22 protein-coding genes and 1 pseudogene are annotated in these 20,941 nt (G+C 64.1%); 10 read left to right on the top strand and 13 right to left on the bottom strand.

Annotated elements, in window-relative coordinates:
* Window position 1: 1 nt before the first annotated feature.
* Window positions 2-2,545 carry a cbb3-type cytochrome c oxidase subunit I gene (locus BLW27_RS16120; protein WP_089884804.1) on the bottom strand — a complete coding sequence of 848 codons (2,544 nt, stop codon included), beginning with the start codon at window positions 2,543-2,545 and terminating at the stop codon, window positions 2-4.
* Window positions 2,542-3,561: a cytochrome c oxidase subunit II gene (locus tag BLW27_RS16115; RefSeq protein WP_089884802.1), complete on the bottom strand. Its 1,020-nt coding sequence runs from the start codon at window positions 3,559-3,561 to the stop codon at window positions 2,542-2,544. Before BLW27_RS16115 ends, BLW27_RS16120 begins: the two co-directional genes overlap by 4 nt.
* A gap of 300 nt (window positions 3,562-3,861) precedes the next feature.
* On the opposite strand from BLW27_RS16115, the gene BLW27_RS16110 reads away from it, so the two are divergent.
* The gene (locus tag BLW27_RS16110) at window positions 3,862-4,422 is read left to right on the top strand and encodes a cytochrome c oxidase assembly protein (protein ID WP_089884800.1); all 561 of its coding nucleotides are present in this window, start codon (window positions 3,862-3,864) and stop codon (window positions 4,420-4,422) included.
* A 425-nt stretch (window positions 4,423-4,847) separates the two neighbouring features.
* Here BLW27_RS16110 and BLW27_RS16105 read toward each other — a convergent pair.
* Window positions 4,848-5,174: pseudogene (locus tag BLW27_RS16105) on the bottom strand (transposase); the annotation flags it as partial.
* Between the two features lie 39 nt (window positions 5,175-5,213).
* Here BLW27_RS16105 and BLW27_RS16100 point away from each other — a divergent pair.
* Complete coding sequence (locus BLW27_RS16100) at window positions 5,214-5,849, top strand: IS110 family RNA-guided transposase (protein WP_245710911.1); 636 nt, start codon at window positions 5,214-5,216, stop codon at window positions 5,847-5,849.
* A gap of 271 nt (window positions 5,850-6,120) precedes the next feature.
* On the opposite strand, the gene BLW27_RS16095 is transcribed toward BLW27_RS16100, so the two are convergent.
* Complete coding sequence (locus BLW27_RS16095) at window positions 6,121-6,369, bottom strand: YrhK family protein (RefSeq protein WP_089884798.1); 249 nt, start codon at window positions 6,367-6,369, stop codon at window positions 6,121-6,123.
* A 197-nt stretch (window positions 6,370-6,566) separates the two neighbouring features.
* Between BLW27_RS16095 and BLW27_RS16090 the strand changes: the two genes are divergently transcribed.
* From BLW27_RS16090 to BLW27_RS16075, 5 genes are all read left to right on the top strand, one after another.
* Window positions 6,567-6,914: a DUF421 domain-containing protein gene (locus tag BLW27_RS16090; protein ID WP_089884796.1), complete on the top strand. Its 348-nt coding sequence runs from the start codon at window positions 6,567-6,569 to the stop codon at window positions 6,912-6,914.
* Window positions 6,914-7,105 (top strand): DUF421 domain-containing protein, encoded by a 192-nt coding sequence (locus BLW27_RS22140; protein ID WP_143042308.1) that lies wholly within the window; start codon window positions 6,914-6,916, stop codon window positions 7,103-7,105. The genes BLW27_RS16090 and BLW27_RS22140 overlap by 1 nt, the downstream gene beginning before the upstream one ends.
* A 261-nt stretch (window positions 7,106-7,366) precedes the next feature.
* Window positions 7,367-8,374 (top strand): copper-containing nitrite reductase, encoded by a 1,008-nt coding sequence (gene nirK, locus BLW27_RS16085; protein WP_089884794.1) that lies wholly within the window; start codon window positions 7,367-7,369, stop codon window positions 8,372-8,374.
* Between the two features lie 67 nt (window positions 8,375-8,441).
* Window positions 8,442-8,885 carry a pseudoazurin gene (locus BLW27_RS16080; RefSeq protein WP_089884792.1) on the top strand — a complete coding sequence of 148 codons (444 nt, stop codon included), beginning with the start codon at window positions 8,442-8,444 and terminating at the stop codon, window positions 8,883-8,885.
* 695 nt (window positions 8,886-9,580) lie between these two features.
* On the top strand, window positions 9,581-10,084 hold the full coding sequence (locus BLW27_RS16075) for a YciE/YciF ferroxidase family protein (RefSeq protein WP_089884790.1): 504 nt from the start codon (window positions 9,581-9,583) through the stop codon (window positions 10,082-10,084).
* A 56-nt stretch (window positions 10,085-10,140) separates the two neighbouring features.
* Here the strand turns inward: BLW27_RS16075 and BLW27_RS16070 are convergent, their stop codons facing one another.
* Together BLW27_RS16070 and BLW27_RS16065 are read right to left on the bottom strand one after the other, a co-directional pair.
* Entirely contained in the window at window positions 10,141-10,560 is a 420-nt protein-coding gene (locus BLW27_RS16070) for an esterase/lipase family protein (protein ID WP_089884788.1), read from the bottom strand.
* 353 nt (window positions 10,561-10,913) lie between these two features.
* A complete protein-coding gene (locus BLW27_RS16065) occupies window positions 10,914-11,180 on the bottom strand; it encodes an acyl carrier protein (RefSeq protein WP_089884786.1) in 267 nt (88 codons plus the stop codon).
* Here BLW27_RS16065 and BLW27_RS20855 point away from each other — a divergent pair.
* Together BLW27_RS20855 and BLW27_RS16055 are read left to right on the top strand one after the other, a co-directional pair.
* The gene (locus BLW27_RS20855; RefSeq protein ID WP_143042307.1) at window positions 11,158-11,694 is read left to right on the top strand and encodes a hypothetical protein; all 537 of its coding nucleotides are present in this window, start codon (window positions 11,158-11,160) and stop codon (window positions 11,692-11,694) included. The genes BLW27_RS16065 and BLW27_RS20855 overlap by 23 nt on opposite strands.
* A gap of 463 nt (window positions 11,695-12,157) precedes the next feature.
* Window positions 12,158-12,646 carry a hypothetical protein gene (locus BLW27_RS16055; RefSeq protein WP_177177935.1) on the top strand — a complete coding sequence of 163 codons (489 nt, stop codon included), beginning with the start codon at window positions 12,158-12,160 and terminating at the stop codon, window positions 12,644-12,646.
* Between the two features lie 207 nt (window positions 12,647-12,853).
* On the opposite strand, the gene BLW27_RS16050 is transcribed toward BLW27_RS16055, so the two are convergent.
* On the bottom strand, window positions 12,854-13,918 hold the full coding sequence (locus BLW27_RS16050; RefSeq protein ID WP_089884780.1) for an AI-2E family transporter: 1,065 nt from the start codon (window positions 13,916-13,918) through the stop codon (window positions 12,854-12,856).
* Between the two features lie 214 nt (window positions 13,919-14,132).
* Between BLW27_RS16050 and BLW27_RS16045 the strand changes: the two genes are divergently transcribed.
* Window positions 14,133-15,173: a DUF21 domain-containing protein gene (locus tag BLW27_RS16045; RefSeq protein WP_089884778.1), complete on the top strand. Its 1,041-nt coding sequence runs from the start codon at window positions 14,133-14,135 to the stop codon at window positions 15,171-15,173.
* Window positions 15,174-15,218: 45 nt separating this feature from the next.
* Here the strand turns inward: BLW27_RS16045 and BLW27_RS16040 are convergent, their stop codons facing one another.
* The 6 genes from BLW27_RS16040 to BLW27_RS16020 form a co-directional block, all read right to left on the bottom strand.
* The gene (locus tag BLW27_RS16040; RefSeq protein WP_089884775.1) at window positions 15,219-15,518 is read right to left on the bottom strand and encodes a hypothetical protein; all 300 of its coding nucleotides are present in this window, start codon (window positions 15,516-15,518) and stop codon (window positions 15,219-15,221) included.
* Between the two features lie 209 nt (window positions 15,519-15,727).
* Complete coding sequence (locus tag BLW27_RS16035) at window positions 15,728-17,119, bottom strand: phospholipase D-like domain-containing protein (RefSeq protein WP_245710910.1); 1,392 nt, start codon at window positions 17,117-17,119, stop codon at window positions 15,728-15,730.
* Between the two features lie 278 nt (window positions 17,120-17,397).
* Window positions 17,398-18,684 (bottom strand): hemolysin family protein, encoded by a 1,287-nt coding sequence (locus BLW27_RS16030; RefSeq protein WP_089884770.1) that lies wholly within the window; start codon window positions 18,682-18,684, stop codon window positions 17,398-17,400.
* A 212-nt stretch (window positions 18,685-18,896) separates the two neighbouring features.
* Window positions 18,897-19,754 (bottom strand): sodium:calcium antiporter, encoded by an 858-nt coding sequence (locus tag BLW27_RS16025; RefSeq protein ID WP_342708080.1) that lies wholly within the window; start codon window positions 19,752-19,754, stop codon window positions 18,897-18,899.
* Window positions 19,745-20,011, bottom strand: coding sequence for a hypothetical protein (locus BLW27_RS22020; protein WP_342708079.1), 267 nt, complete (start codon window positions 20,009-20,011; stop codon window positions 19,745-19,747). Before BLW27_RS22020 ends, BLW27_RS16025 begins: the two co-directional genes overlap by 10 nt.
* Entirely contained in the window at window positions 20,011-20,526 is a 516-nt protein-coding gene (locus tag BLW27_RS16020; protein WP_089884768.1) for a hypothetical protein, read from the bottom strand. Before BLW27_RS16020 ends, BLW27_RS22020 begins: the two co-directional genes overlap by 1 nt.
* Between the last annotated feature and the right edge of the window lie 415 nt (window positions 20,527-20,941).

Genomic DNA, 20,941 nt, shown 5'->3' with positions numbered 1-20,941 from the left:
CTCAGACCGCCAAGGGGAAAAGCGAGACCGTCGCCACCGCAAGCAGCGCCTGGAGGCCGGTGAAATGCCAGTAGAGCGTGACGTTCGAGATGTCCTTGTCGTGGTCCGGCGTCATCCGACCCGCCAGTGACCGCGCCAGGCAGTAGAGCAGCATCACGCACCCGATCGCCGCGTGCAGGGCGACCCAGATCACGATCACCCAGACCGTCGCCGGGTAGACATGCGCCACTGGGTCGAGCCCGGTCGCGTGCGGCCCCCAGAGCAGCGCGCCCGCCGCCGCCAGCGCCCCCACGGCGGCCATGGCCATCAGCAGCCGGGCGGCCGTGACCCTGCCGCTCCGGTTCGTCCGCTTCGACAGCTCAACCGCCAACCAGGTCGCCACGAACAGCCCAGCCGCGACAGAGGGCCAGAAGACACCGGGTCCTTCGGTTCCGGGGGGCGGGAAGTCGGCGTGAAGCGTGAAGAAGTAGTAGTAGCCAAACAGAAAGCTGAGAAAGGCCGTCAGGTCGCCGAACATGGTGATGAACATCGCCCACCACCCGACAGAGGCCGGGCCCGAGCGGTAGAGCGGCAGTGTCAGCCCGAGCCCCACGTCCTTCGTCGGCTTCTCGGGGATCTCGGCCGTGCCGCGCCAGAGCCAGAAGATGATCACCGCCCCCGCAGCGATTGCCGTGGCCCCGGTCAGGAGCCACCAGTGGAACGTCGCGAAGATGAAGACGAGGCCCGACAGCACCGCCGCCACCAGCGGCACATGGCTCGGGCCCGGCACGCGCACGACACATTCCGGCTCGGCCGCGAGGACCGAGGTTATGATCGTCTCGCGCCGGCCCTCCTCGGCATCCGGCAGGTAGAAGCGGCCGGCAGAAACGTCCTTTATGAAGTTCGGCTGCTGCCACAGAGGATAGCGGGTCTCGATGATGGGAACCGAACGCACGCCCCAAGCCTCGCCCGGCATCTCGGCCAGCCACTCCAACGTCCCGGCGTTCCACGGGTTGCGCTTTTCGTAGGGCTGGTTTTTCCGGGGCCGCACGGCGTCGAGGACGAATATCAGGAAACCGGCCGCGAAGATGAAGGCGCCGATGGTGGAGATCAGGTTCGGCAGCGCCACGCCCATCTCTTCGGGGTAGGTCCAGACCCTTCTCGGCATCCCCATCAGCCCCGAGAAATGCATCGGGAAAAACGCGATGTTGAAGCCTATGAACATGGGCCAGAAGGCATACCAGCCCGCCCGCGCCGACAGCGTCTTGCCGAAGATCATTGGCCAATAGTAGTGAATGCCGGCGACCACAGGGAAAAGCATCCCGCCGATCAGCACGTAGTGCAGGTGCGCTACGACGAAATAGCTGTCGTGCGCCTGCCAGTCGAACGGGGCCATGGCCACCATCACACCGGTCAGCCCGCCGATTACGAAGATCGCCAACGCCCCTGCCGCGAACAGCATCGGCACCGAGTAGATCACTCGTCCCGCGAGGCACGTCGCGAGGAAGACAAAGATCTGCACCCCGGTGGGGATCGCCACCACCTCGGACGCCGCGGTGAAGAACCCCAGCGAGATCGCCGGCAGCCCCGTCGTGTACATGTGGTGGACCCAGAGGCCGAACGAGATGAACCCCGTTCCCACGGCCGCCAGCACCACCCAGGAATAGCCCACGATCGGCCGCCGCGCGAAAGTCGGCACGACCATGGCAAGCAGTGCGATGGCGGGCAGGAAGATCACGTAGACCTCGGGATGCCCGAAGATCCAGAACAGGTGCTGCCACAGGATCGGGTCGCCGCCCCGGCTGGGGTCGAAGAAGGGCCATCCGAACAGGCGCTCGAGCTCGAACAGGATGTCGCCGGCTATCAGCGGCGGGAAGGCGAAGAGGATCATGCCCGCCACCACCAGCACGTACCACGCGTAAAGCGGCATCAGGTTCAGCCGCATGCCCGGCGCTCGGCATTTGAGTGTGCCCACGATCAGCTCCACCGCCGCCACGAGCGCCGCGATCTCGATGAACGACAGGCCGAGCAGCCAGATGTCCGGCCCGTAGCCCGGGGTAAAGCGTTCCTGCGTCGTCAGCGGCGGATACATGAACCAGCCGCCCTTCGGCCCCGCGCCGAAGAAGATCGAGCCGCAGACGAAGACGCCTCCCACGAAGAAGCACCAGAAGGCGAACGCGGTCACGCGCGGGAACGGCAGCTCCCGCGACCCCAGAAGCTGCGGCAGCAGGATCAGCGACAGCGATTCGAAGATCGGGATGGCGAAGAGGAACATCATCACCGTGCCGTGCATGGTGAAGAACTGGCTGTAGAGGTCGGCCGAGAGGAAATCGTTCTCCGGCACCGCGAGCTGTACGCGCATTCCCAGGGCCAGGACCCCGGCGAAAAGCATGAAGATCATCGCCGTGCCGACATACCAGAGACCGACTTCGGTGTTGTTCACCGATGACAGATAGCGCCAGCCGGCCGGAGCGGCCCAGGCCTTGCGCAGACGCTCCTCTTGGCCGCGGCGCACCTCCGGGTCGTTCTGGTCCAGTCCGGTCGCGCCTTCCTCCCGGTTCATCATTCCAGGCTCCCCAGCCATTCCGCGATGATCTCGATCTCCCTCTCGGGCAGCATCCCGAAGCCGGGCATCTCGACCCCGGGCTTCAGGTGCTGCGGCGACCGGATGAAGTCCGCGAGGGTCTCCACGCTCATGGGCAGGATCGCCGCGGCCAGTGTCGACCTGCCGCCCACATGGGTCAGATCCGGCCCCACCAGCCCGTCCGCCGGCGTGCCGCGGACGGTGTGGCAGGCGCCGCAGCCGCTCCGGAGGAAAAGCTCGGGGCCCGGTCCTTCCGTCACCGCGGCGGGCTCCGCCTGCGCGGCGACGTGGGCGGCGTAGTCTTCCTCCGGTACAACTACCGCCCGCAGCCGCATCTGCGCGTGGGTATCGCCACAATACTCGGCGCAGGCGCCGGCGAAGACTCCGGTGCGGGTCGGCTCCACCACCAGCCGCGTGACGCGACCGGGAATTGCGTCCATTTTGCCGGCTATAGCGGGAATCCAGAAGGAATGGATCACGTCCGGGCTGCTCAGCAGGATCTCTGTTCTGCGCCCGACCGGGAGCCATATCTCGTTGGCGCTCGGCACGCCCCCGGCGGGCAGGTTTCTGACCACCCCTGGGCCGCCCTCGACGTCGTAGGCAATGCGCCACCAGAAGCGCTCACCCGAGACAGCAATGGTCGGACCATCTGCCGGGCGCCGCAGCTCCGGCATCATGCCGACCCCGAAGACCACCAAGGCCGTCACCACAACCCCGGGGAACACCGCGCCGCCCCACAGGATAAGGCGCCGCGCCTGCCGCTCGGAGTTCTCGCGAGGCGCGCGGACCACGACGCTGCGACACAGGACGATAACGAAAATCCAGATCGCAAATGCACCGGCCAGCATCACCCAAAACAAAACGGCGACGCGGTCCGCCTCCAGCCCGGCCGGATCGAGTGTCGAGAATTCGCCGCTGCACGCGGCGGCCATAGCCGGTACGAGCAACGCAGCGAAGACGCGCAGGCGAGGAAGTATAACCTTCGCAGAGAGGATCATGGAATTGTCGATGCTTTCATCGCGGCCTTCATCTCCTCATGGCTGCGCCCATCCGCACGTGGCCTTCCACTCTATTGATCGTATCGCAGCGAGCGCGAGGATCAACAAAGGGTTCTGCGACTTCGTGGCTTGGCGGCCCGGCTGTTCGCCTCGTGCGGCTTCGCGCGCCGCGGGCTATCGAGGGGCGAAGGTCCTGTAGAACTTATTGCTTCTGTCACGGTGCCCCGTTGCCTAACCTGGCAGGAAACGGTGGAGTCCGTGCCGTCGTCCGTTGCCGTCGATGCCGCTTGAGAACTGCAGATGAACTTCCGCTTTCTTCTCCCCGGGCTCGGCCTTCTCGCACTGATTTGGCTGTTGCCGCTCGAAACGATTGTCCCGGTCTTCGCCGCTCACATGCTGCGGCACATGACGCTGGTGGCGCTTGCCGCGCCGCTCGTGGTCCTCGGCCTGCCCTCCGCGACCGGCGCACTTCGGGTGTCGCCGCTTTTCGCCAGCATGGCGGAACTTGTGGTGGTCTGGTCATGGCACCTGCCTGCCGCGCACGAATTTGGGCGACTGACCTCCATCGGCTTTGCGACAGAGCAGGCGTCTTTCCTGGTTGTCGGACTACTGGTCTGGGCCGGCTGCCTGCGGTCCGACCGGCCGCTGGCCGGTGCAGCGGGGCTGCTGATAACCTCGATGCACATGACGCTGCTCGGCGCGCTGCTCATCCTCGCGCCACGCGTCCTCTACGGCACGTCGCCGGATCTCGCTGGGCAGCGTGTCGGCGGAATGCTTATGCTGGGGATCGGCACGCCGGTTTACCTGATCGCGGGGCTGACGCTCGTCAGCCTCGCACTGCGGGGAAGGACGAGCGCTTGACCGGTCTTTTCAGGCAGCAGACCAGATATGGCGGCGGCAATGCCGCAACCAAGTTAAAATGTCCGGGGCTCCGCAAAGTAGAAGTGTCCCGGTGAAGCATGACGGAAGCGCAGCCGGGCAGGGCGGAGACCTCAAGTATCGGAGCCCTGATCTGTGCGCGCGGTTGCCGCGGGGCCGGTTCCATCCCGCAACCCTCGTCATGGGCGAGCCAGAGCAGGTCGACCATCCGGCGGCAGGCGTCGAGATGCGGCAAGGCGGCGGACAGCGCGGCCCATGCCTCGGCGTATTCCGAGCGCGGGCACAGGCCAGCGCAATTCGCCGATCCTGCCAAGGCCTGCGGCTTGCGGCGCAGGGCGTGGATGACGTGGCGATAGTTGACGCAATGAACGCGCAGGCCGTCATCACGCCCGCGACGGCGCGGGTGGGCGCATCTGGATCCGGCCGGACGCCAGCAGCGCCCAAAGCAGCATCGGAACGGTTTCCGCGCAGGGCAGCACGGTCTGCGTCTTGATGCGGCGGCGGAACTCCTCGTTGAGCCGTTCTATCGCATTCGTGGTTCGCGCTGATTTCCACCGCGATGGATCGAGGCGGGCGAAGGCAAAAAGCCGATCGCCGGCCTCCTCGAGGCTGTCGGCAACCGCACGGCATTTCAGGCGCCACATGCGCAGAAACGCCTTGCGCCGTGCCTCAACCTCGACTGCTGTTTCGGCGTAGATCATGTCCCTGTAGTCCTCGGTCAGCTCGGCTGGTAGAGCCGCAGCAACTATCAGCTCACGGCGCGCGAGATGCTTGTGCGCACGCGCGTCAGGATCGAGAACGAGCTGCGCGGGCTGTTGCGGACCTTCGGCGTACTGTTCGGCAAACGCGTCGGCAGCTTCACAAAGCGCGCCGGCGAGATCATTGCAGGCGCGCTCGCGGCCTCGCCAGACATGCGCCTGGTCGCCGAGACCCTGATGAACGCGCGGGCCTCGATCCTTGACCAGATCAAGGTGCTCGACCGGCGCTTGTCTGCTATCGCCAGAGTAACGCCGGTGGTGCGACTGTTCATGACCGCGCCCGGCGTGGGCGTGATCACGGCCTTGTCGGTCGCTTCGGTCTTCGACGATGCCTCGCGCTTCAGGCGTTCATCGAGCGCGAGGGCTTATCTCGGCCTGACACCCCGGCGCTACGAGTCGGGCGAGACCAGTCGCAACGGTCGCATCTCCAAGCAGGGCAACCAGCTGACCAGGAAGCACCTCTACGAGGCGGCCACCACCCTGCTGACGCGCAACCTGCGTTTCTCAACGCTGAAGGCGTGGGGCCTGAAGCTGGCCAAGATGTCAGGCTTCAAGAAGGCACGTGTGGCCGTTGCCCGCAAGCTTGCCGTCATCCTCCACGCCATGTGGAAGACAAACACCCCGTTCCGCTGGAGCGAGGTCGATGCATGACAACAAAGGAGCATGACTGACTGACGACTTCACGAATGCGTCCTGCCGGGACGCGTGGCCAGGATCAGGCCGGCCCTCTGAAACGCGGCGCCTCGACAAGACGCAACGAAGATGACCGCGAGGACCACTTCGGCCGATCCACCATCCGACGCCAACATGCAGCGACCCCAAGAGCGATCGACTGCGGAGAGAACCCTGAACCCGGCGAAGGCGCAGACGTGAAAGACAAACCTTGACCAGTGCGATTAAAGAACTTCAGTGGGGCATTTCATCAACTTGCGTCCTTCTTTTCGTAGATCTTGACCAGAAAATTCCCGAGCGCGCCGACCAGCATAAAGAAGGCTCCGACTATGAATAGCCAGACGCCGATCGTCTGCCATTCCATTCCCACGGCCCGCCATGTGCCAAGACTTGGTAAGAACATGATGCTGCCAACAAAGAAGCTGATATTGCCAAACATGCCCAGGCCGGTGTGGATCCAGCCGAAGTCCTGAACGAGTGTCTTGATGGCGCTTCCCATGACCGACTCCTGTCTGCCGTTTTGCGGGGCCGCCCACCATCAGGCGTACCATTGCGTTACCAACACCTGTAAAACGGCCTGCTGTCAACGCATGGCCTACCCTGTCTGCAAGTGGTTTTGGCGTTCGGGCTTCGCCTTCTGTGTCAACGTGTCCGGCCTCGGAGCGAACTCCCTGCAAAGATGGAGATACGCGCGAGATGGTTCTCGTAGTCGGCTCAGCCATGGTGGCCGTTGATTACGCGCAGGCTTCCAAGCCGCCGTTCGACTGGTCCGCCATCTGCCTTACTCTCTGCAGACATCGTGTGTTGGATGTCACTAAGAACTGCTCTGCCGCCGGTGATCCGATGTTCTACCACCACGTTCCTCTTTCGCACGGAATTCTGGTTCTGACGGTCGTGATGCTCTTGCACTGGGCGATGAGCGTCTTGACAGACAGGAGCGAGCGCGCAGAGGATGTTCTCGAGGGAGAACCCGTTCTCGTGGTTGAAAACGGTGCGGTGGTGGAATCGGCCGTGGGAGTTGGCTCAATGTCTCGGCGGAGTTGATGTCGCTACTGCGGCAACAGGGCATTCAGGACATTGGCGAGGTAGAGAAGGCATTCTTCGAACCGAGCGGTGCCCTGCCGATCTCGGTGCCGCGCGACCGTGATGGCGTTGCATTTGGACGTCCATCTCGGGGTGTAGCGGCGGAGGCCCATTCCCACCCTCAGTATCAACGATCGCGCCAAGCTCGTTGATGCAGCGCAACGAGAAGCGGCGCTTATTGCCGAACCAGGGCCTTTTCGCCTCGGTGCCGTAGCGCAGAACGGTTCGCATGTGGAATTCTCCAGGTTTTGCGTGCGTCCTATAAGGCCGCGCAAGGTACTCCGCCGACGCCAGCACGAAAGCTCGAGTATTTTCCTCAGAACCTTGTTCCAGCGCAACCATCGCCCTCGCGCTCGGGCGGGCGTTCCTTATCTTCCAATCAGAAACTCAGTCATCCGAGAAAGGACAAAACGATGACACCGCGCAACCTGCTCCTCAGCACCGCTGCCGCAACGGCAATGGTTTTCGCTGGCTTCGCAGGTGCGCCCGCTCTCGCAGACGAGCCTGCCGCCGCGAACATTGTTCGCCTCGCGACCGACCTGCCTGCGCCGCTGGCGCGCCAGGAAGTCCAGACCGTCAAGGTCGACCTCGAGACGATTGAACTCGTGGGCCAGCTGGATGACGGCACGTCCTATCGCTACTGGACCTTCGACGGAAAGGTCCCCGGGCCATTCCTTCGGGTTGCAGTCGGCGATACCGTGCAGGTCAACCTCAAGAACGCCGGCGACAGCTGGGCGATGCACAACATCGACCTGCACGCGGTGACCGGAGAACACGGCGGCGGATCCGTCACGATGGCGGCCCCGGGCGAAGAGGCCGGCTTCACCTTCAAGGCGCTCAAACCGGGCATCTACGTCTACCACTGTGCCGTCCCGATGGCAGCTCAGCACATCGCGAACGGCATGTACGGGATGATCCTGGTCGAGCCTGAAGGCGGGCTGCCCGAAGTCGACCGCGAGTTCTACGTGATGCAGGGCGAGATCTACACGGAGGAAGATCACGGCACGCGAGGCGAGCTGACGGAGAGCTACGACAAGCTGCTCGACGAGGACCCGGAATACTACGTCTTCAACGGCGCAGCCAATGCGCTGACGGGAGATGCGGCCCTGAGGGCGAAGGTCGGGGAGACGGTGCGGATCTACTTCGGCGTCGGTGGCCCGAACAAGACTTCGAGCTTCCACGTCATCGGCGAGATCTTCGACAAGGTCTACCAGCTCGGTGACCTGACCAGCGCTCCGCTGGAGAACGTGCAGACGATCTCCGTGCCTCCCGGTGGCGCTGCCGCGGTCGACATCAAGCTCGAGGTTTCCGGCGACTACGTGCTGGTGGACCACGCGCTGAGCCGCGTCGCCCGAGGCCTCGTCGGCACCCTCTCGGTCGAGGGTGAAGAGCAACCGGATGTCATCCGTGCAGGCTTCTGAAGCCGAAACCATCCAAGGGGTGCGGCAAACCTTCCGCACCCCGACACAGGCCCCAAGGAAAAATGACATGAAAACGATCAGCCTCACCGCCGTCGCAACCGCAGTCGCGATGCTCGCCGGCGTGCCCGCGTTCGCCGCGGATCATGAGATCAAGATGCTGAACCGCGGCGCAGACGGAACGATGATGGTCTTCGAGCCCGCCTATCTCGAGATCGCGCCCGGCGATACGGTCACCTTCGTGGCGACCGATAAGTCGCACAACGCCGAGACGATCGCCGGCATGCTCCCCGAGGGCGCCGAGCCCTTCGTCGGCAAGATGAACCAGGATGTCTCTTACACCTTTGAAGAGGACGGCGTCTACGGCATCAAGTGCAAGCCGCACTACGCCATGGGCATGGTCGCCCTGATCAAGGTCGGCGACCCGGACAACGTCGCCGAGGCCGAGGCCGTCTCGCACCCCGGCAAGGCCAAGACCGTGTTCCAGGACCTGTTCGCCGAGCTGGCCGAATAAGCGCCCGCGGGTACGCCCGAGAAAAGCCTTCCAGGAAGGCACCGGACGAGAGGCTCACTGAGCCTCTCGTTTCGTTTCGGATTCGGCTTCGTGGCAGCGTGCAGGCAGCAAAAGGGCGGGCTCAGTAGAGCGGGCCGCCATCAGTGTCGTCGTGGCTTCTACGGTGAGACGTTCAAAATCCGAAACTTCTATCTATTACCGGAACCGTCCGCCGTGGCACCGAAACGGGAGGCGTCGCGCAATTTCTTGTGTCACCTGGCATCGTTCACTACTCCTGAATCCTTTGGAGCGTCTGACCGGATACGAACCGTTATACCCGTCTCTGCGCGCCCCAGACGCTAAGGACTACGTCGGCGGCAGATCCGTCAGTCCGACCGAACACGCGAAGAACCGGTTTCGCCCTCTGCGCCCCGCCACCCGGTGACTACCGAGATCATGGAGCAGGCGGCGAGCCGCGTGACCGGCGGCGGCAGCGTGCGCCAGCGCTGATCGGGCGTCCGCTACGGGCGTGGGATCGTTTCCCGCTATGATCATTGATCAGCATGAGCGCCAACACGATCCCCTCCGCATCGTCTCTCGACGTTATCTGGATTCCCGAGAGCGCCGGGATGGAACATGGGCCGAACCGTCACGTTGAGGCGCTGAAGGGACGCGCACCGAGGTGCTGCCCGACCATCCGATCGGAGGAGCTACAGATGGCACTTTTTTCCAAGGACATTCAGAGCATGGACGACCTTTTCGTCCACACACTGCAAGACATCTACTACGCAGAGCAGAAGATCGTGAAAGCGCTGCCAAAAATGATCGACAAGGCCAGCGAAGGCCCGCTGCGCGAGGGATTCAAGCAGCACCTCGAAGAGACGAAGACCCACGTGAGCCGTCTCGAGCAAGTGTTCGAGATGCATGGTACGAAAGCCAAGGCTGTGACCTGCCCCGCCATCGACGGTATCATCAAGGAGGCGGAAGATATCTCCGGCGACATCGGCGACCCGGAGGTTCTGGACGCCGCCCTCGCTGCAGCGGCGCAGGCTGTCGAGCATTATGAGATTTCGCGCTACGGCACGCTGATCGCTTGGGCTCGAGAACTGGGACGCCAAGATTGCGCCTCAGTTCTGCAGGAAACGCTCTCGGAAGAGAAGGCCACCGACAAGAAGCTGACGGATCTTGCGGAGGCGCGGCTGAATCGGAAGGCCAGCTGAGTTTTCCCTCTACTCGAGGCGCCGGCCCGGGCGGGGGTCGAGGCGGTAATCCAGCTTCATGCCCGGGCCATCAACGCGATCTCTGGGAGCGAGAAGGGGAGCAGGGCCGAAATATCGAGCGACCGCATCAGTTCAGCCGGGGCGTGCCGGGAGATCCAGTGCCGTAGCAGAATGACGCCGAGCGAGTGGGTGACGAAATGCACCCGGGGCGCGTGCCTGCAGCGCTCGACGGCGGGCAAAATCGCAAGGTTCGACAGATCCGCGATACCGGCCTGGGTCGACGGATAACCAAGGTTGATGACCCGGAAACAACCTTCCTTCTCGAGAGCCCACCTCATTAAGCGCATGGAGGCAGGGCCGCGCCCGAGGCCGTGCAGGAGAACTACGCATTCTCGCTCACTTTCCTCCTCGTGAACGCGCCCCGCCTGCAGCCGCAGAGCGGAAGCGAGCATGGAGATGTGCCACTCTGAGATCATGCCGTGAGTTCCTTCTGCTCGGTAAGCGCGCGCGTGAGCGCGGGGTTGTGCGCCTTGCCCGATGCCAAGAGCGGGTTCCGGCCATCACGCGCACCTCAGAATGCCGCGCGGACCTTTCCGGCCGAAGAGAGATCCTCACGCTGCATGTCCTCGCGATCGGTCACGAGGACAACAACCCTTTCGCCTTTGCGGGGGTCCTTCGCGGCGATGGCAGCCCCATGGGCGTCGGCGGACGAGTCGAACCAGCAATGCAGGAACGAACAGCCTCGCGGACGCTTTCGCGGTATTCCGCCTGAGCCGGATTTCATTTCACCAGGAGGGCAGGAGGAACATGCAGTATTGCCGAGGCATTCCTAAGCCTTTTGCTCAGCGACCAGCCCTTCTACCGCCTTTACGATTGTGGCGACGGACGAAACGTCGAATCCACTGTCCTCGGGGCTGTTCGCGTTGAACGGTACCTGAATGTTCAAGCTCTCCTCAATCGCGAAGATCGATTCGACGAGGCCCAAGGAATCTATCCCCAGGTCTTCCAGCGTCTGATCTGACGTGACAGCCGCAGGTTCGACCATAGCCTGTTCAGCAATGATGCGGGTCACGGTGTCCCTCACGCTGTTCGACATAGTCACTCCATTCTTATGCCGCGCCGGATCGTTTCAGACGCCGCCACCTCGTCCGAACCGCCTCATTCCGGTGGAGCATAACGCCCTCTTGGACCCTTACAAGCCGCTAAAACAGGGCTGGAGGGCAAAGCGGGGCGCGCTGCCTGTGGCCTCTGCCGCAACTGCGGCCATGGGAATCGTATCGTTTGCCCGCAGCGTCGGCGCCTGCTGTCGAACCGAGGCTTCGGGCCAGCCTGCGCAGGACATCGTCGCGCTGCGAGGGGCTGCCGCAGCCGCGGACGAAGCGGGTGAGCCGCAGCTGCAGCGGGTCTTTCGTGCCGGCGGCTATATCTTGCGCGCGGCATCCTTTCCCGAAGCCTCCGCGGCCTCGATCCGCTCCTCCGGCGATGACGCGTCCCTGAGCGCCTCGGCTTCCGGCAGGAACGCCTTTCTATCTGCGTCGCGCTTCTGCACAGCGAAGGTCAATACCGGCGATCGTGTGGCCCTGACGCACATCACGCAGGCCAAGAACTGATCGTGGAAATGCCTTCGCGAACTACCACCCTGTACCGTACATTGAAGGTGCTGCTCGGCTTGGCGTCCAAGCGAGCTATAGGCTTCGCAGAGAATCTCTTGCGCTGGTCGGTCTGGATACCGTGCCAGACCGCAGCACGCTTTGCAGACGCCAGAAGAGCTTTGGGGCTGGCCGCATACTCCGGGGCATTGCCCCGGCCACGTCTCGCCGAGGCGCGAGGTGGTGCACGATCATCGCGGGCGACGTGCGTGTTCCACGGGATGATAGGCGCCCGTTCCAGATGATCGTGGGCAGCGATTCCACGCGATGATGGGCAGCCGTTCCACGCGATCGTGGGCGGGTTTGGCCGACAGTCTGAAGCTACGGTGACCCTCGTTTTTTGAACGAGGGAGCCGAGATGCCAACGGGACGACTGTCGATGCGCCGAATACGGGATGTGCTGCGCTTGAAGTATGCGCAGGGGATGAGCGAGAGGGCGATCGCCGCAAATGCCCGGCTCTTCATTGCGAACATGGGCACCGAGCCAATCTACGTCAGCGCGATCATCGCGGATTACGAGGCCGCGGGCGAGCGTGGCACGGCCTATATCACCCAGAACGACAACATCCGCAGCGAGGACCTGGAATCCGCCCGCGGCGCGACGAACGAGGGGCCGTTGGCGTCGGGCGATTACCTTGACGCGGGCAGCTTCGAGGATCTGATGGCGCGGATAGAGATGCATGGAAACAAGCGCGTCGCACCCGAGACGATCGAGCGCCTGACCCTGACCGTGGCGGCCCAGACTGGATACTCGGCCATGACCTCGGCCGGATCCAAAGCCTACGGCGTCACCCGCGAGGGCGAGGACGTAGTGTTCCAGCCCGAGAAGATGGCGACCAAGCAGCTGCGCGGATGGCTCGCCCGCCGCAGGTTCCAGAAGCGCCTCGAGGCCGAGATGAGAGACGCGGTCTGATCCAGGGCAACCGTCAGCAAAGGGCTCTACGGGCAGCGCTGAAACCGGCCCGGGCCTGCCGGACGACCAAACTCTCGAGAAGATTGAAACCGTCATGAGCAACACCGCGAACAGTTTTTAGCTGCAAGTTGAATCCGCATGCTCTCCGCCCCCACGCAGGCTTGGCGGCAGGCGAGGCGCTTCGCTCCAGGACCAAAAGATCGCGTTTCAGCTCTCAGCGTAGTCCGATCCGTCGTCTTCCTCGCCGGGAACATCCACATCTTCGTGCAGAATGTCCTGCATCCAGAGTTTCTTGACCAGGACGAAGCAGACTACCGCCAGCGGGGTCGCAAGCAGCACGCCGATCGCGCCGAACAGAACGCCAAAGCTGAGGATCGCAAAGATCGTTACCACCGGCGGCAGGTCGACCGCGCGTTGCTGGACCAGAGGCGTGATCAGGTTCCCTTCGACCTGCTGGACAAGGATGTAGAGACCCGCCACCCACAGCCCCGTCGACGGGCTCTCTGACAATCCAAGCGCGATCGCGGGAACGGCGCTCAGGGTCGGCCCGATGAAGGGCACGAACTCGAGCAATCCGGCCAGGAGACCGAGCGCCAATGCGGAAGGGATGCCGAGCAGCCACAGCCCGAGCGTCGTCAGAACCCCTACCAGAACCATCGCCACGAGTTGCCCCAGCAGCCAAAGCTTTAGGGCCTGTCCGATCGTCTCCATGGTGTCCCGGGCCTGAGCCTGACGCCGTTTTGGGAACAGGCTCGTCAGGCCGTTCTTGTAAGCCCGGGGCCTCAAGGCAAGGTAGATCCCCGACGTCAGGACGATCAGCACATGCGCCACGATAGTGAGGGCTGACGTGGAGTATTCGGCCAAACTGATGGCAATTTCACCGTCCTGAAACACGTCGGCAAGCTGCTCCTCGACCCAGCCCCGCAGGCCGGAGACACCAAACCGCTCTTCCAGCGACGCGAGCAGGTCCGGAACGCCCTCGATGAGGGTCGTGACCTGCTGGCTGACCTGCCTCCCCATCAGTGTGAAGAAGCCGGCCAGCACTCCGCCGACGATCAGGCACGCGACGCCAACCGACCATTGTTCGGAAACCGGGGTGAACCTCTCGATGGGAAGCGCCACGGCCTTCAGCAGCACCGCGACAAGAACGGCGCCGAACACCAGCAGCAGGATATGCGAAAGTTGCCAGGCAGCAAGCGTCGCAATGATGATGACCGTCAACATGAGCAGTTTCGCCGCGAACCATGGCCGTTCATCAGTTAATTGGAGCATCGTGGGCCCTTCTGGTGCTCGCGGCATTCAGGCGAACGCGTGCCACATCGTGGCGCAACGTCCCGGCTTTCAGACTGCCAACGCGGGTGACGCGGGTTTGGCCCCAACTCTCGCGAAATTCGGCGATTGGCATCGCGTCTGAGCGGGGCGCACTCGTATCCCGACGGAACCATCGGCACATCCGCCGGTTCACCCCGAGCGCTTAGGGTATACCATGAACGATCTGTTGATCTGGCTCGGGATCGCTTTCTGCATCTCGCAATCCGCCCTGTTCTCGGGGTGCAACATCGCGGTGTTCAGCCTCAGCCGCCTGCGGCTCGAGGCGGCGGCCGCTGCAGGGGACAAGAGCGCGTCGAGCGCGCTCGACCTTCGGCGGGACGCGAACTTCACGCTGGTCACGATCCTCATCGGCAATGTCGCGATCAACGTGCTTCTGACCATGCTCGCGGATTCGGTGATGGCGGGCGTCCTGGCCTTCCTGTTTTCGACCATAGTCATCACCGCCTTGGGCGAGATCGGTCCGCAGGCCTATTTCTCGCGCAACGCGTTGCGGGCCGTCGCGCTGTTTGCGCCGATCCTGAAATTTTACCGCATCCTGTTCTGGCCGATCGCGAAGCCCACCGCGCGTCTTCTGGATGCCTGGGTGGGCACGGAAACGATTCCCTGGTTCCGGGAACGGGAATTGCACAACATCCTGCGCTACCATGCCGAGAATACCGGCAGCGAAGTCGGCCGCGTCGAGGCGATCGGGGCCACGAACTTCCTCGCGCTCGATGACCTGGTGGTGCAGGATCAGGGAAAGCCCCTTGATCCCAACAGTATCCTGAAGATCCCCTTCGACGGCGAACAGCCGGTTTTCCCGGAGATCGCTCACGCCGCCGACGATCCGTTCCTGCGCAGGCTGGCTTCTTCGCAGAAGAAGTGGATTGTCCTGACCGACGAGGAAGATCAGCCACGTCTTCTGATGAATGCGAACGCGTTTCTTCGGGATTTTCTGGCGCTGGGAAAGGATGCCGGCCCCGGCGATTACTGTCATCGGCCGGCCGTGGTCACGACCCCGACCGATACGCTGGACAAGGCTCTCGGAACGCTCTCCACGCATCGCGAGCAGGACGCCGGGCACGACGAGACCGTCATTCTGCTGTGGTCGCCCGGGCAGAAGCGCGTGATCACCGGATCGGACGTCCTCAGGTGCCTACTGAGCGGGATGGGCAAGCACACGGATGCCATGCCCGAAGCTGCGCTGCACACCTGAGCGCCAGCGCGGAGGCAATCATCCGTCGGCACGCTTGTGCCTTTCTCAGGTCAGCGTCAGTGCCGCCATCAGAATGACTGTTGCGATCCGTGCAAGATCGGCGTGGACAGGTGGCCCTGCGTAGCGTGCGGCCGACCGCCAGACGCCGACCGTCGCAACGATGTTGTAGGGTATGGAGAACGCGTATCCGGCGATGACGGCGGCCAGCGGCCGGTCTTGGAGAATCAGCACCAGAAACAGGATGCTGGTGCCGAAATTGATCAGCAGACCTACCGTCACCGCCCATGTCCAGAATGCATCATTGAGCGCGAGGTCGCCGGACCAAAGTGACGAGAGCTTCTCCATGCACGGACATTGCACACTAAGCCGTGCGTGCACAATCACGACCCGGGCGTGCGCCCCGCTTCTGCTTCACGCTTGGCACCGTCGCGAGAGACTTCGATGGCATCGCATCGGATCAACCGTGTAGCACGATCTGCATGCTTTCGCCCAGAAAGACGTCGGATTGCTGCCGTGCAATTTCTCCGCGGCAGAAGTGAGTAATCAGCGCTGCGCTACTTCGTCGGACGCGAGAACAGGCGGAACGGACGCCAGCGCCGCGCCGGCCGTTCGGGATCGAACAGGTCGTTTTCGCCCAGCACCTCTTCTTCGACCACATTGAGATCCGGAGGCGTGAATGGGACCAGCGTCTTCCGGCCCCCGCGCAGCGCCTCTATTGCGCCGATAAGCCTGCCGTTCGCCTGCTCGATCGCCGTCTCGACATTCCCTGTATCCACGTCCAGATGCTCGGCGATCAGGTCGTTGCGAAGCCGGACGATCCGCCGCCGCACTTCAGGGTCCGCAGCGATGTCGTCCTGCGCCTCGATTATCATGTCACATTCGGTGTCCATGCCGAGAGACCGGTTGTTCAGGTTCGAGGACCCCACCCGCAAGAGCCGGTCGTCCAGCACCACGACCTTGGCGTGCACGTAGATGGGCGTGCCTTGCTCCGCCACGGGCGTGTAGAGCCGGAAATGGTCATGGTGGTCCGCCTCGCGGATTAGCGCAAGCAAGCGAGCCCGTGCCGAGCCCATAGCCTCTTCTTCCAACCAGCCATCTGCCGTTTCGGGGTTCACGATCACGAATTCCGGGCCGTCGGGCTCGCGAAGCCGCTCGGCGATCGCTTCGGCGATCATGCGGGACGCGAAATACTGGCTCTCGATGTAGACGCTGTGATGCGCCGCGGCGATGATCGCCAGGTAGAGCGCCTCGATCTCGTGCACGGGCTCGCGCCCGCCATAGGACGGGGCCGTTCGCGAAATCGCGACATCGACATCCTCGAATGTCGGCACGAGGTCCTTCGGCCATACAGGCGGCACCGAAGGCGGCGGGTCCAGTTCGTCACCCGTTGCCCGCTTCCAGCGATCGCGCGCCAGGATTCCCAGCGCGCGAGCGGCGTCGCCATCGACGGCCACCGCCGCGTCGTGCCACGGGCCGTAGCTGCGCCCCGTAGTCGGCCGCTTGCGCAAGGGATGCTCGTCAAGGTGTTCGCGCGTGTCCCACCTGTCCGTCGTCGTGTCGATCCCGCCGCAGAACGCCAGAGCGTCGTCGATCACCACAATCTTCTGATGATGCGCGGCGCCCGTCGGATGGGCATAGTCGAGCTTCAGGTGGATGTGACTGCCGGAGATCCAGTCGGCGATCCGCAATGGCGTTGAGCCGCGCCCCAGGACCTGGACCATGCCCGTATCCCACTCGAGAAGGTAGATGTTCAGGTCCGGGTTCTGGCGGACCACCCAGCTGAGAAACTTGCCGAGCCGCGTCGGGACGCCGTCGCCGTCTCTTTGCGGCAAGAGCGAGATGCGCGTGTCGAACTCCCAGCCGATCATGATGACGCTGTGCCGGGCCTGCTGTAGCGCCGCGTGCAGGGCCGCGAAGTAAGGCGCGGCATCGACGATCACCAACATGCGGTCCGCATGCGCGATGCGCCAGCATGTGTCTCCGGGTCGCAGGATGGCAGGCGGTGTCTCGGAAGGCGGATGGGCGGCTTGATCCATCAGTTCGCGCTGGCCCGAGCAATCGTTCGGCGATGCCCACCGGTGCGAAGTGCCGGCTCACTATTCATTCGATACCTCCATTCTCGTCGCCGCATTGGATGCTGTCGGAAGAATGACGGCCAGCCTTCAGGGTTCCGCCACACGGATAGAAGGCCGCACCAGTCGGGGGCAACAGGCGGCGGTGCCGCTCAAGAATCCGCAGCCCTCCGCGAGACGAGCACCTTGTCGATGCGCCGTCCGTCGAGGTCCAGAACCTCGATCTCGAAGCCGCCGATCTCCATCCTTTGACCGACGTCAGGGAGAGCGCCGAGGTGGTCGAGGATCAGCCCGGCGACGGTCTCGAAATCGCGACCGTCGGGCAGCGCGAGACCGACCTTGTCGGCAAACTCGTCGACCGGCATCCAGCCAGCCACCAGCAGACTTCCATCCTCGCGTTCGACGATCTTCGGCTCTGGATACTCAACGTCGGCGAAGTCTCCGGTGATTGCCTCGAGGAGGTCCATCGCTGTGATGATGCCCTCGAAGTGGCCGTATTCGTCGAAGACGAGCACAATTTGCGCCGGCCCTTGCTTGAGCGTCTCGACAACATCGAGCGCCGGCATTCCGTCGAGGACGATCTTCGCTGGGACGATGAGCGCGCGAAGGTCATCGAGATCGGGCGCAGGCCCGATCTCCAGCACGTCGCGCGTGGTCAGAACACCCACGATGTCGTCCGCCGCGCCGTCCCGGACGGGTAGCCGGGAGCGGCGGCTCGCACGCACCTGCTCCAGAACGGCCGTGGAACCGTCGGCAAGGTCGACCAGGTCCACCTCGTGGCGCGGTGTCATGAGACCGCGCGCGGTGCGATCGGCCACGCGCATCACCCCGGCGATCATCTCGTTCTCGGCGTGTTCGATGACCCCCGCCTGACGCGCCTCGGAGATTACCATGCGCACCTCCTCGTCGCTCATGCCTGACCCGCCGTGTCCCGACTGACCAAGAAGACGGAGGACGATCTTGCCGGACTTGTCGAGCAGCCAGACAAGCGGTGCTGCGACACGAGAGATCATCCGCATCGCCGGCGCGACGCGAGCCGCGACGACCTCCGGCGCGCGCAGGGCGATCTGCTTGGGGACAAGTTCACCGACGATGAGCGAGAGGTAGGTGATGACCATGACCACGCCGCCGACGCCAAGGGTGGCTGCAATGCCCGCGGGCGCGCCCGCGGCGGCGAGAGCGTCAGCCAGGCGAAGGCCCAGAGTGGCGCCCGAGAAGGCGCCGGACAGGACGCCCACCAACGTGATGCCGATCTGCACCGCGGACAGGAAACGGCCCGGATCGGAGGCCAGGCTTATGGCCGTGGCTGCCCCCCTGCTACCCCGGTCGGCCAGAACCCTCAGCCGCGCCGGCCGTGCGGAGACCACGGCGAGTTCCGACATCGCGAGGAATCCGTTGACCAGAATCAGAAACAGAACGATCGAAATCTCGATGAGCATTCGGCAGTGCTACGCGCAGGAAGCGGCTCGCACAAGGAAGGCTGGCTGGGCTGGGCCCGAAAGCGCTTCGCCCGGCCGCCGGAAGGCGCGACCGCTCCACCGGTCGCACTCCGTCGGTTTCTCGTCCGCTCGGATACCCTGCCGAGCCATGATGGCCGGCGCGCTTCAGGCCGCCGTGTCGCCGACGGTGGAAGCGCGCTGATGCACGCGTATCACCCTCTGGCAAGGAACTGGACGGCAACCGCCGCAGCATAGATCCCCAGCAGGAGGATGCTTTCCGCGCCGATCTTCCCGGGGCCCTGCCTTTGCCGCATGATCAGGCCGCCGATCAGGACGCCCGTCATCACCAGCGCAGTTGCGATCCAGTAGAAATCCGCATCACCCACCGCATGGTAGAGCGAGCCCTCGCGGTAGGAGATGTCGGAGGCCACCAAAAACAGGGTGTCGAAGGTGTTGCCGCCGATGATGCCGCCCACGGCAAGCTGCAGGGCGCCGCGGCGCACGGCGGCGACGGTCGTCACCAGCTCGGGCATCGAGGTCACGACGGCGGTAGCGAGCGCACCCACCGTCGAATCCGCGACATCCAGCCTGTCCGCCAGTTCCGAAGCAGTTTTCGCGATCACGTAGCCCGCCGTGCCCATCAGCAGCATCAGCCCGCCGAAGATCAGGAACAGGCGCAGCGTGCTTTGGGCGCGGCTCTCCTCGTCCTCGTCGTCGGGCGCATCCTCTTTCGTGTCCTGAGTCTCGACGGGCTCCCACATCGGGTGTTCCTGCACGGCGCGCTGCGCGAACAGCCCGCCGGCATAGACGAGCGGGATCACGAACGAGATCGGGTGCACCGCCCAGATCGTGAATTCCGGGGCCGACATCGCCAGGAACGGCAGCGTCAGCAGGACCATCAAGACGATCCCTTGGAAGACGTTGCCGAGATCGGCTGCGGCGTGTTCCAGATTGATCTTGCGATAGAACATGTCGGCGACGGCAAGGAAGAGCGTTTGCGCCGCGATCCCGCCCACGCTGTTGGAGAATGCAAGCGACGCGCGCCCGTCGAGCGCGGCGGTCACCGACACGATGATTCCGCCAAGAGAAGTGGCGGCCCCAGAAGAACGCCGCCGATAATCGCTTCGCCCAGGCCCGTCCTGTCGGCGAGCCGGTCTGCCAGGCCGGTCATCTTCATGCCCGAGAAGAAGATGACGGCGCTCGCCGCAAAAAACGCTCCGAGGAGGAGCGCCGTCGAGGTCAGGGCCTCGCGCACCAGGGACAGGGTGGATTGCGCCTGTGCCGGCGTTTCGTCGGTATGCAGGTTAGGGTTGTCGTTGGTCGCCATTACGAGATTCCTCCGGTCCTGGGGGTGCCTGCCGGTGCTGCCGGGCTTGCTGGGGCTGCCGGTGCGGCCATGGGCGTCCCCGGCCGGGTCTCGAAGCCATCATGGCCCGAGGGGCTGCTTGCCTTGGCGAAGCGTGCGGCGGCAAAACCCAGCAGCGCGGCGCCGCCGAGGAAGGCGATCGGGTTGCGGCGCGCGAAATGGTTTGCGTCGCTCACAAGCTCGCCCAGATCCTTGCGGCTGAAGCCTTCCGAGGCATCCGCCAGCGCGTCGGCGATCTGGCCGAACGTGCGTTCCTGCGGAGAGCCGTCGCGGCTTGCCTCGGCGGCCTTCCGCAGCGCCTGTGCCACGTCTCCCGCCTCGGAGGCGATCCGGCTCTGCGCCTCCTCGGCCTGATGGCCGGCCTCGTCCTTGACGGTGTCATAGGCCTGCTGGCCCGCCTGGCGCGCGTCTTCGGCCAGACCCTTGGCCTGGCGCCGCGCCTCGCCGGAGCCTTTTCGGGTGGTATCGTCAGTCATGTCGACATTCCTTTCGAAATACACATTGTGCCAGGGCCGACGCTATTTGTTGTCATGCGCCGTCAGTTCGGGCAAACGTGCGGCCGCGAACCCCAGTTCCAATGGCAACCGAAGGCCGTGCGACGGGAGGCAGTATCCGGCACGGTCAAGATCTGGGGGGAGCCGTTCTGGACGCTCGAGATGTTGCAGTCGTGTTCGTGTAGGATTCACAGACTGGGCGACATCGAACGACCGGTCCGAGCCCAAACCACCCGCCGCTGTGATCGAGGCTTTCGCGGTTGCAGCACGGGTGGATTCGACACGACCGACCCTGAGCCGGCGTTAGGCCATCTGAGTTTGGCGCAGTGCGGCGATTCCGAAAGCGGACATCGGAGCTATGGGCTGATCCTTTCGCCAATGCACCTCCCGACGCCTG

Origin of the sequence: Citreimonas salinaria (assembly GCF_900107235.1) — a bacterium.
Taxonomy (GTDB): domain Bacteria; phylum Pseudomonadota; class Alphaproteobacteria; order Rhodobacterales; family Rhodobacteraceae; genus Citreimonas; species Citreimonas salinaria.
This window is presented reverse-complemented; position numbering and strand designations above follow the sequence as displayed.

Coding starts and splice junctions, on each gene's coding strand:
- BLW27_RS16120 (WP_089884804.1), bottom strand. CDS start 2,545: ATGATGAACCGGGAGGAAGGCGCGACCGGACTGGACCAGAACGACCCG.
- BLW27_RS16115 (WP_089884802.1), bottom strand. CDS start 3,561: ATGATCCTCTCTGCGAAGGTTATACTTCCTCGCCTGCGCGTCTTCGCT.
- BLW27_RS16110 (WP_089884800.1), top strand. CDS start 3,862: ATGAACTTCCGCTTTCTTCTCCCCGGGCTCGGCCTTCTCGCACTGATT.
- BLW27_RS16095 (WP_089884798.1), bottom strand. CDS start 6,369: ATGGGAAGCGCCATCAAGACACTCGTTCAGGACTTCGGCTGGATCCAC.
- BLW27_RS16090 (WP_089884796.1), top strand. CDS start 6,567: ATGGTTCTCGTAGTCGGCTCAGCCATGGTGGCCGTTGATTACGCGCAG.
- BLW27_RS22140 (WP_143042308.1), top strand. CDS start 6,914: ATGTCGCTACTGCGGCAACAGGGCATTCAGGACATTGGCGAGGTAGAG.
- nirK (WP_089884794.1), top strand. CDS start 7,367: ATGACACCGCGCAACCTGCTCCTCAGCACCGCTGCCGCAACGGCAATG.
- BLW27_RS16080 (WP_089884792.1), top strand. CDS start 8,442: ATGAAAACGATCAGCCTCACCGCCGTCGCAACCGCAGTCGCGATGCTC.
- BLW27_RS16075 (WP_089884790.1), top strand. CDS start 9,581: ATGGCACTTTTTTCCAAGGACATTCAGAGCATGGACGACCTTTTCGTC.
- BLW27_RS16070 (WP_089884788.1), bottom strand. CDS start 10,560: ATGATCTCAGAGTGGCACATCTCCATGCTCGCTTCCGCTCTGCGGCTG.
- BLW27_RS16065 (WP_089884786.1), bottom strand. CDS start 11,180: ATGTCGAACAGCGTGAGGGACACCGTGACCCGCATCATTGCTGAACAG.
- BLW27_RS16055 (WP_177177935.1), top strand. CDS start 12,158: ATGAGCGAGAGGGCGATCGCCGCAAATGCCCGGCTCTTCATTGCGAAC.
- BLW27_RS16050 (WP_089884780.1), bottom strand. CDS start 13,918: ATGCTCCAATTAACTGATGAACGGCCATGGTTCGCGGCGAAACTGCTC.
- BLW27_RS16045 (WP_089884778.1), top strand. CDS start 14,133: ATGAACGATCTGTTGATCTGGCTCGGGATCGCTTTCTGCATCTCGCAA.
- BLW27_RS16040 (WP_089884775.1), bottom strand. CDS start 15,518: ATGGAGAAGCTCTCGTCACTTTGGTCCGGCGACCTCGCGCTCAATGAT.
- BLW27_RS16035 (WP_245710910.1), bottom strand. CDS start 17,119: ATGTTGGTGATCGTCGATGCCGCGCCTTACTTCGCGGCCCTGCACGCG.
- BLW27_RS16030 (WP_089884770.1), bottom strand. CDS start 18,684: ATGCTCATCGAGATTTCGATCGTTCTGTTTCTGATTCTGGTCAACGGA.
- BLW27_RS22020 (WP_342708079.1), bottom strand. CDS start 20,011: ATGGCGACCAACGACAACCCTAACCTGCATACCGACGAAACGCCGGCA.
- BLW27_RS16020 (WP_089884768.1), bottom strand. CDS start 20,526: ATGACTGACGATACCACCCGAAAAGGCTCCGGCGAGGCGCGGCGCCAG.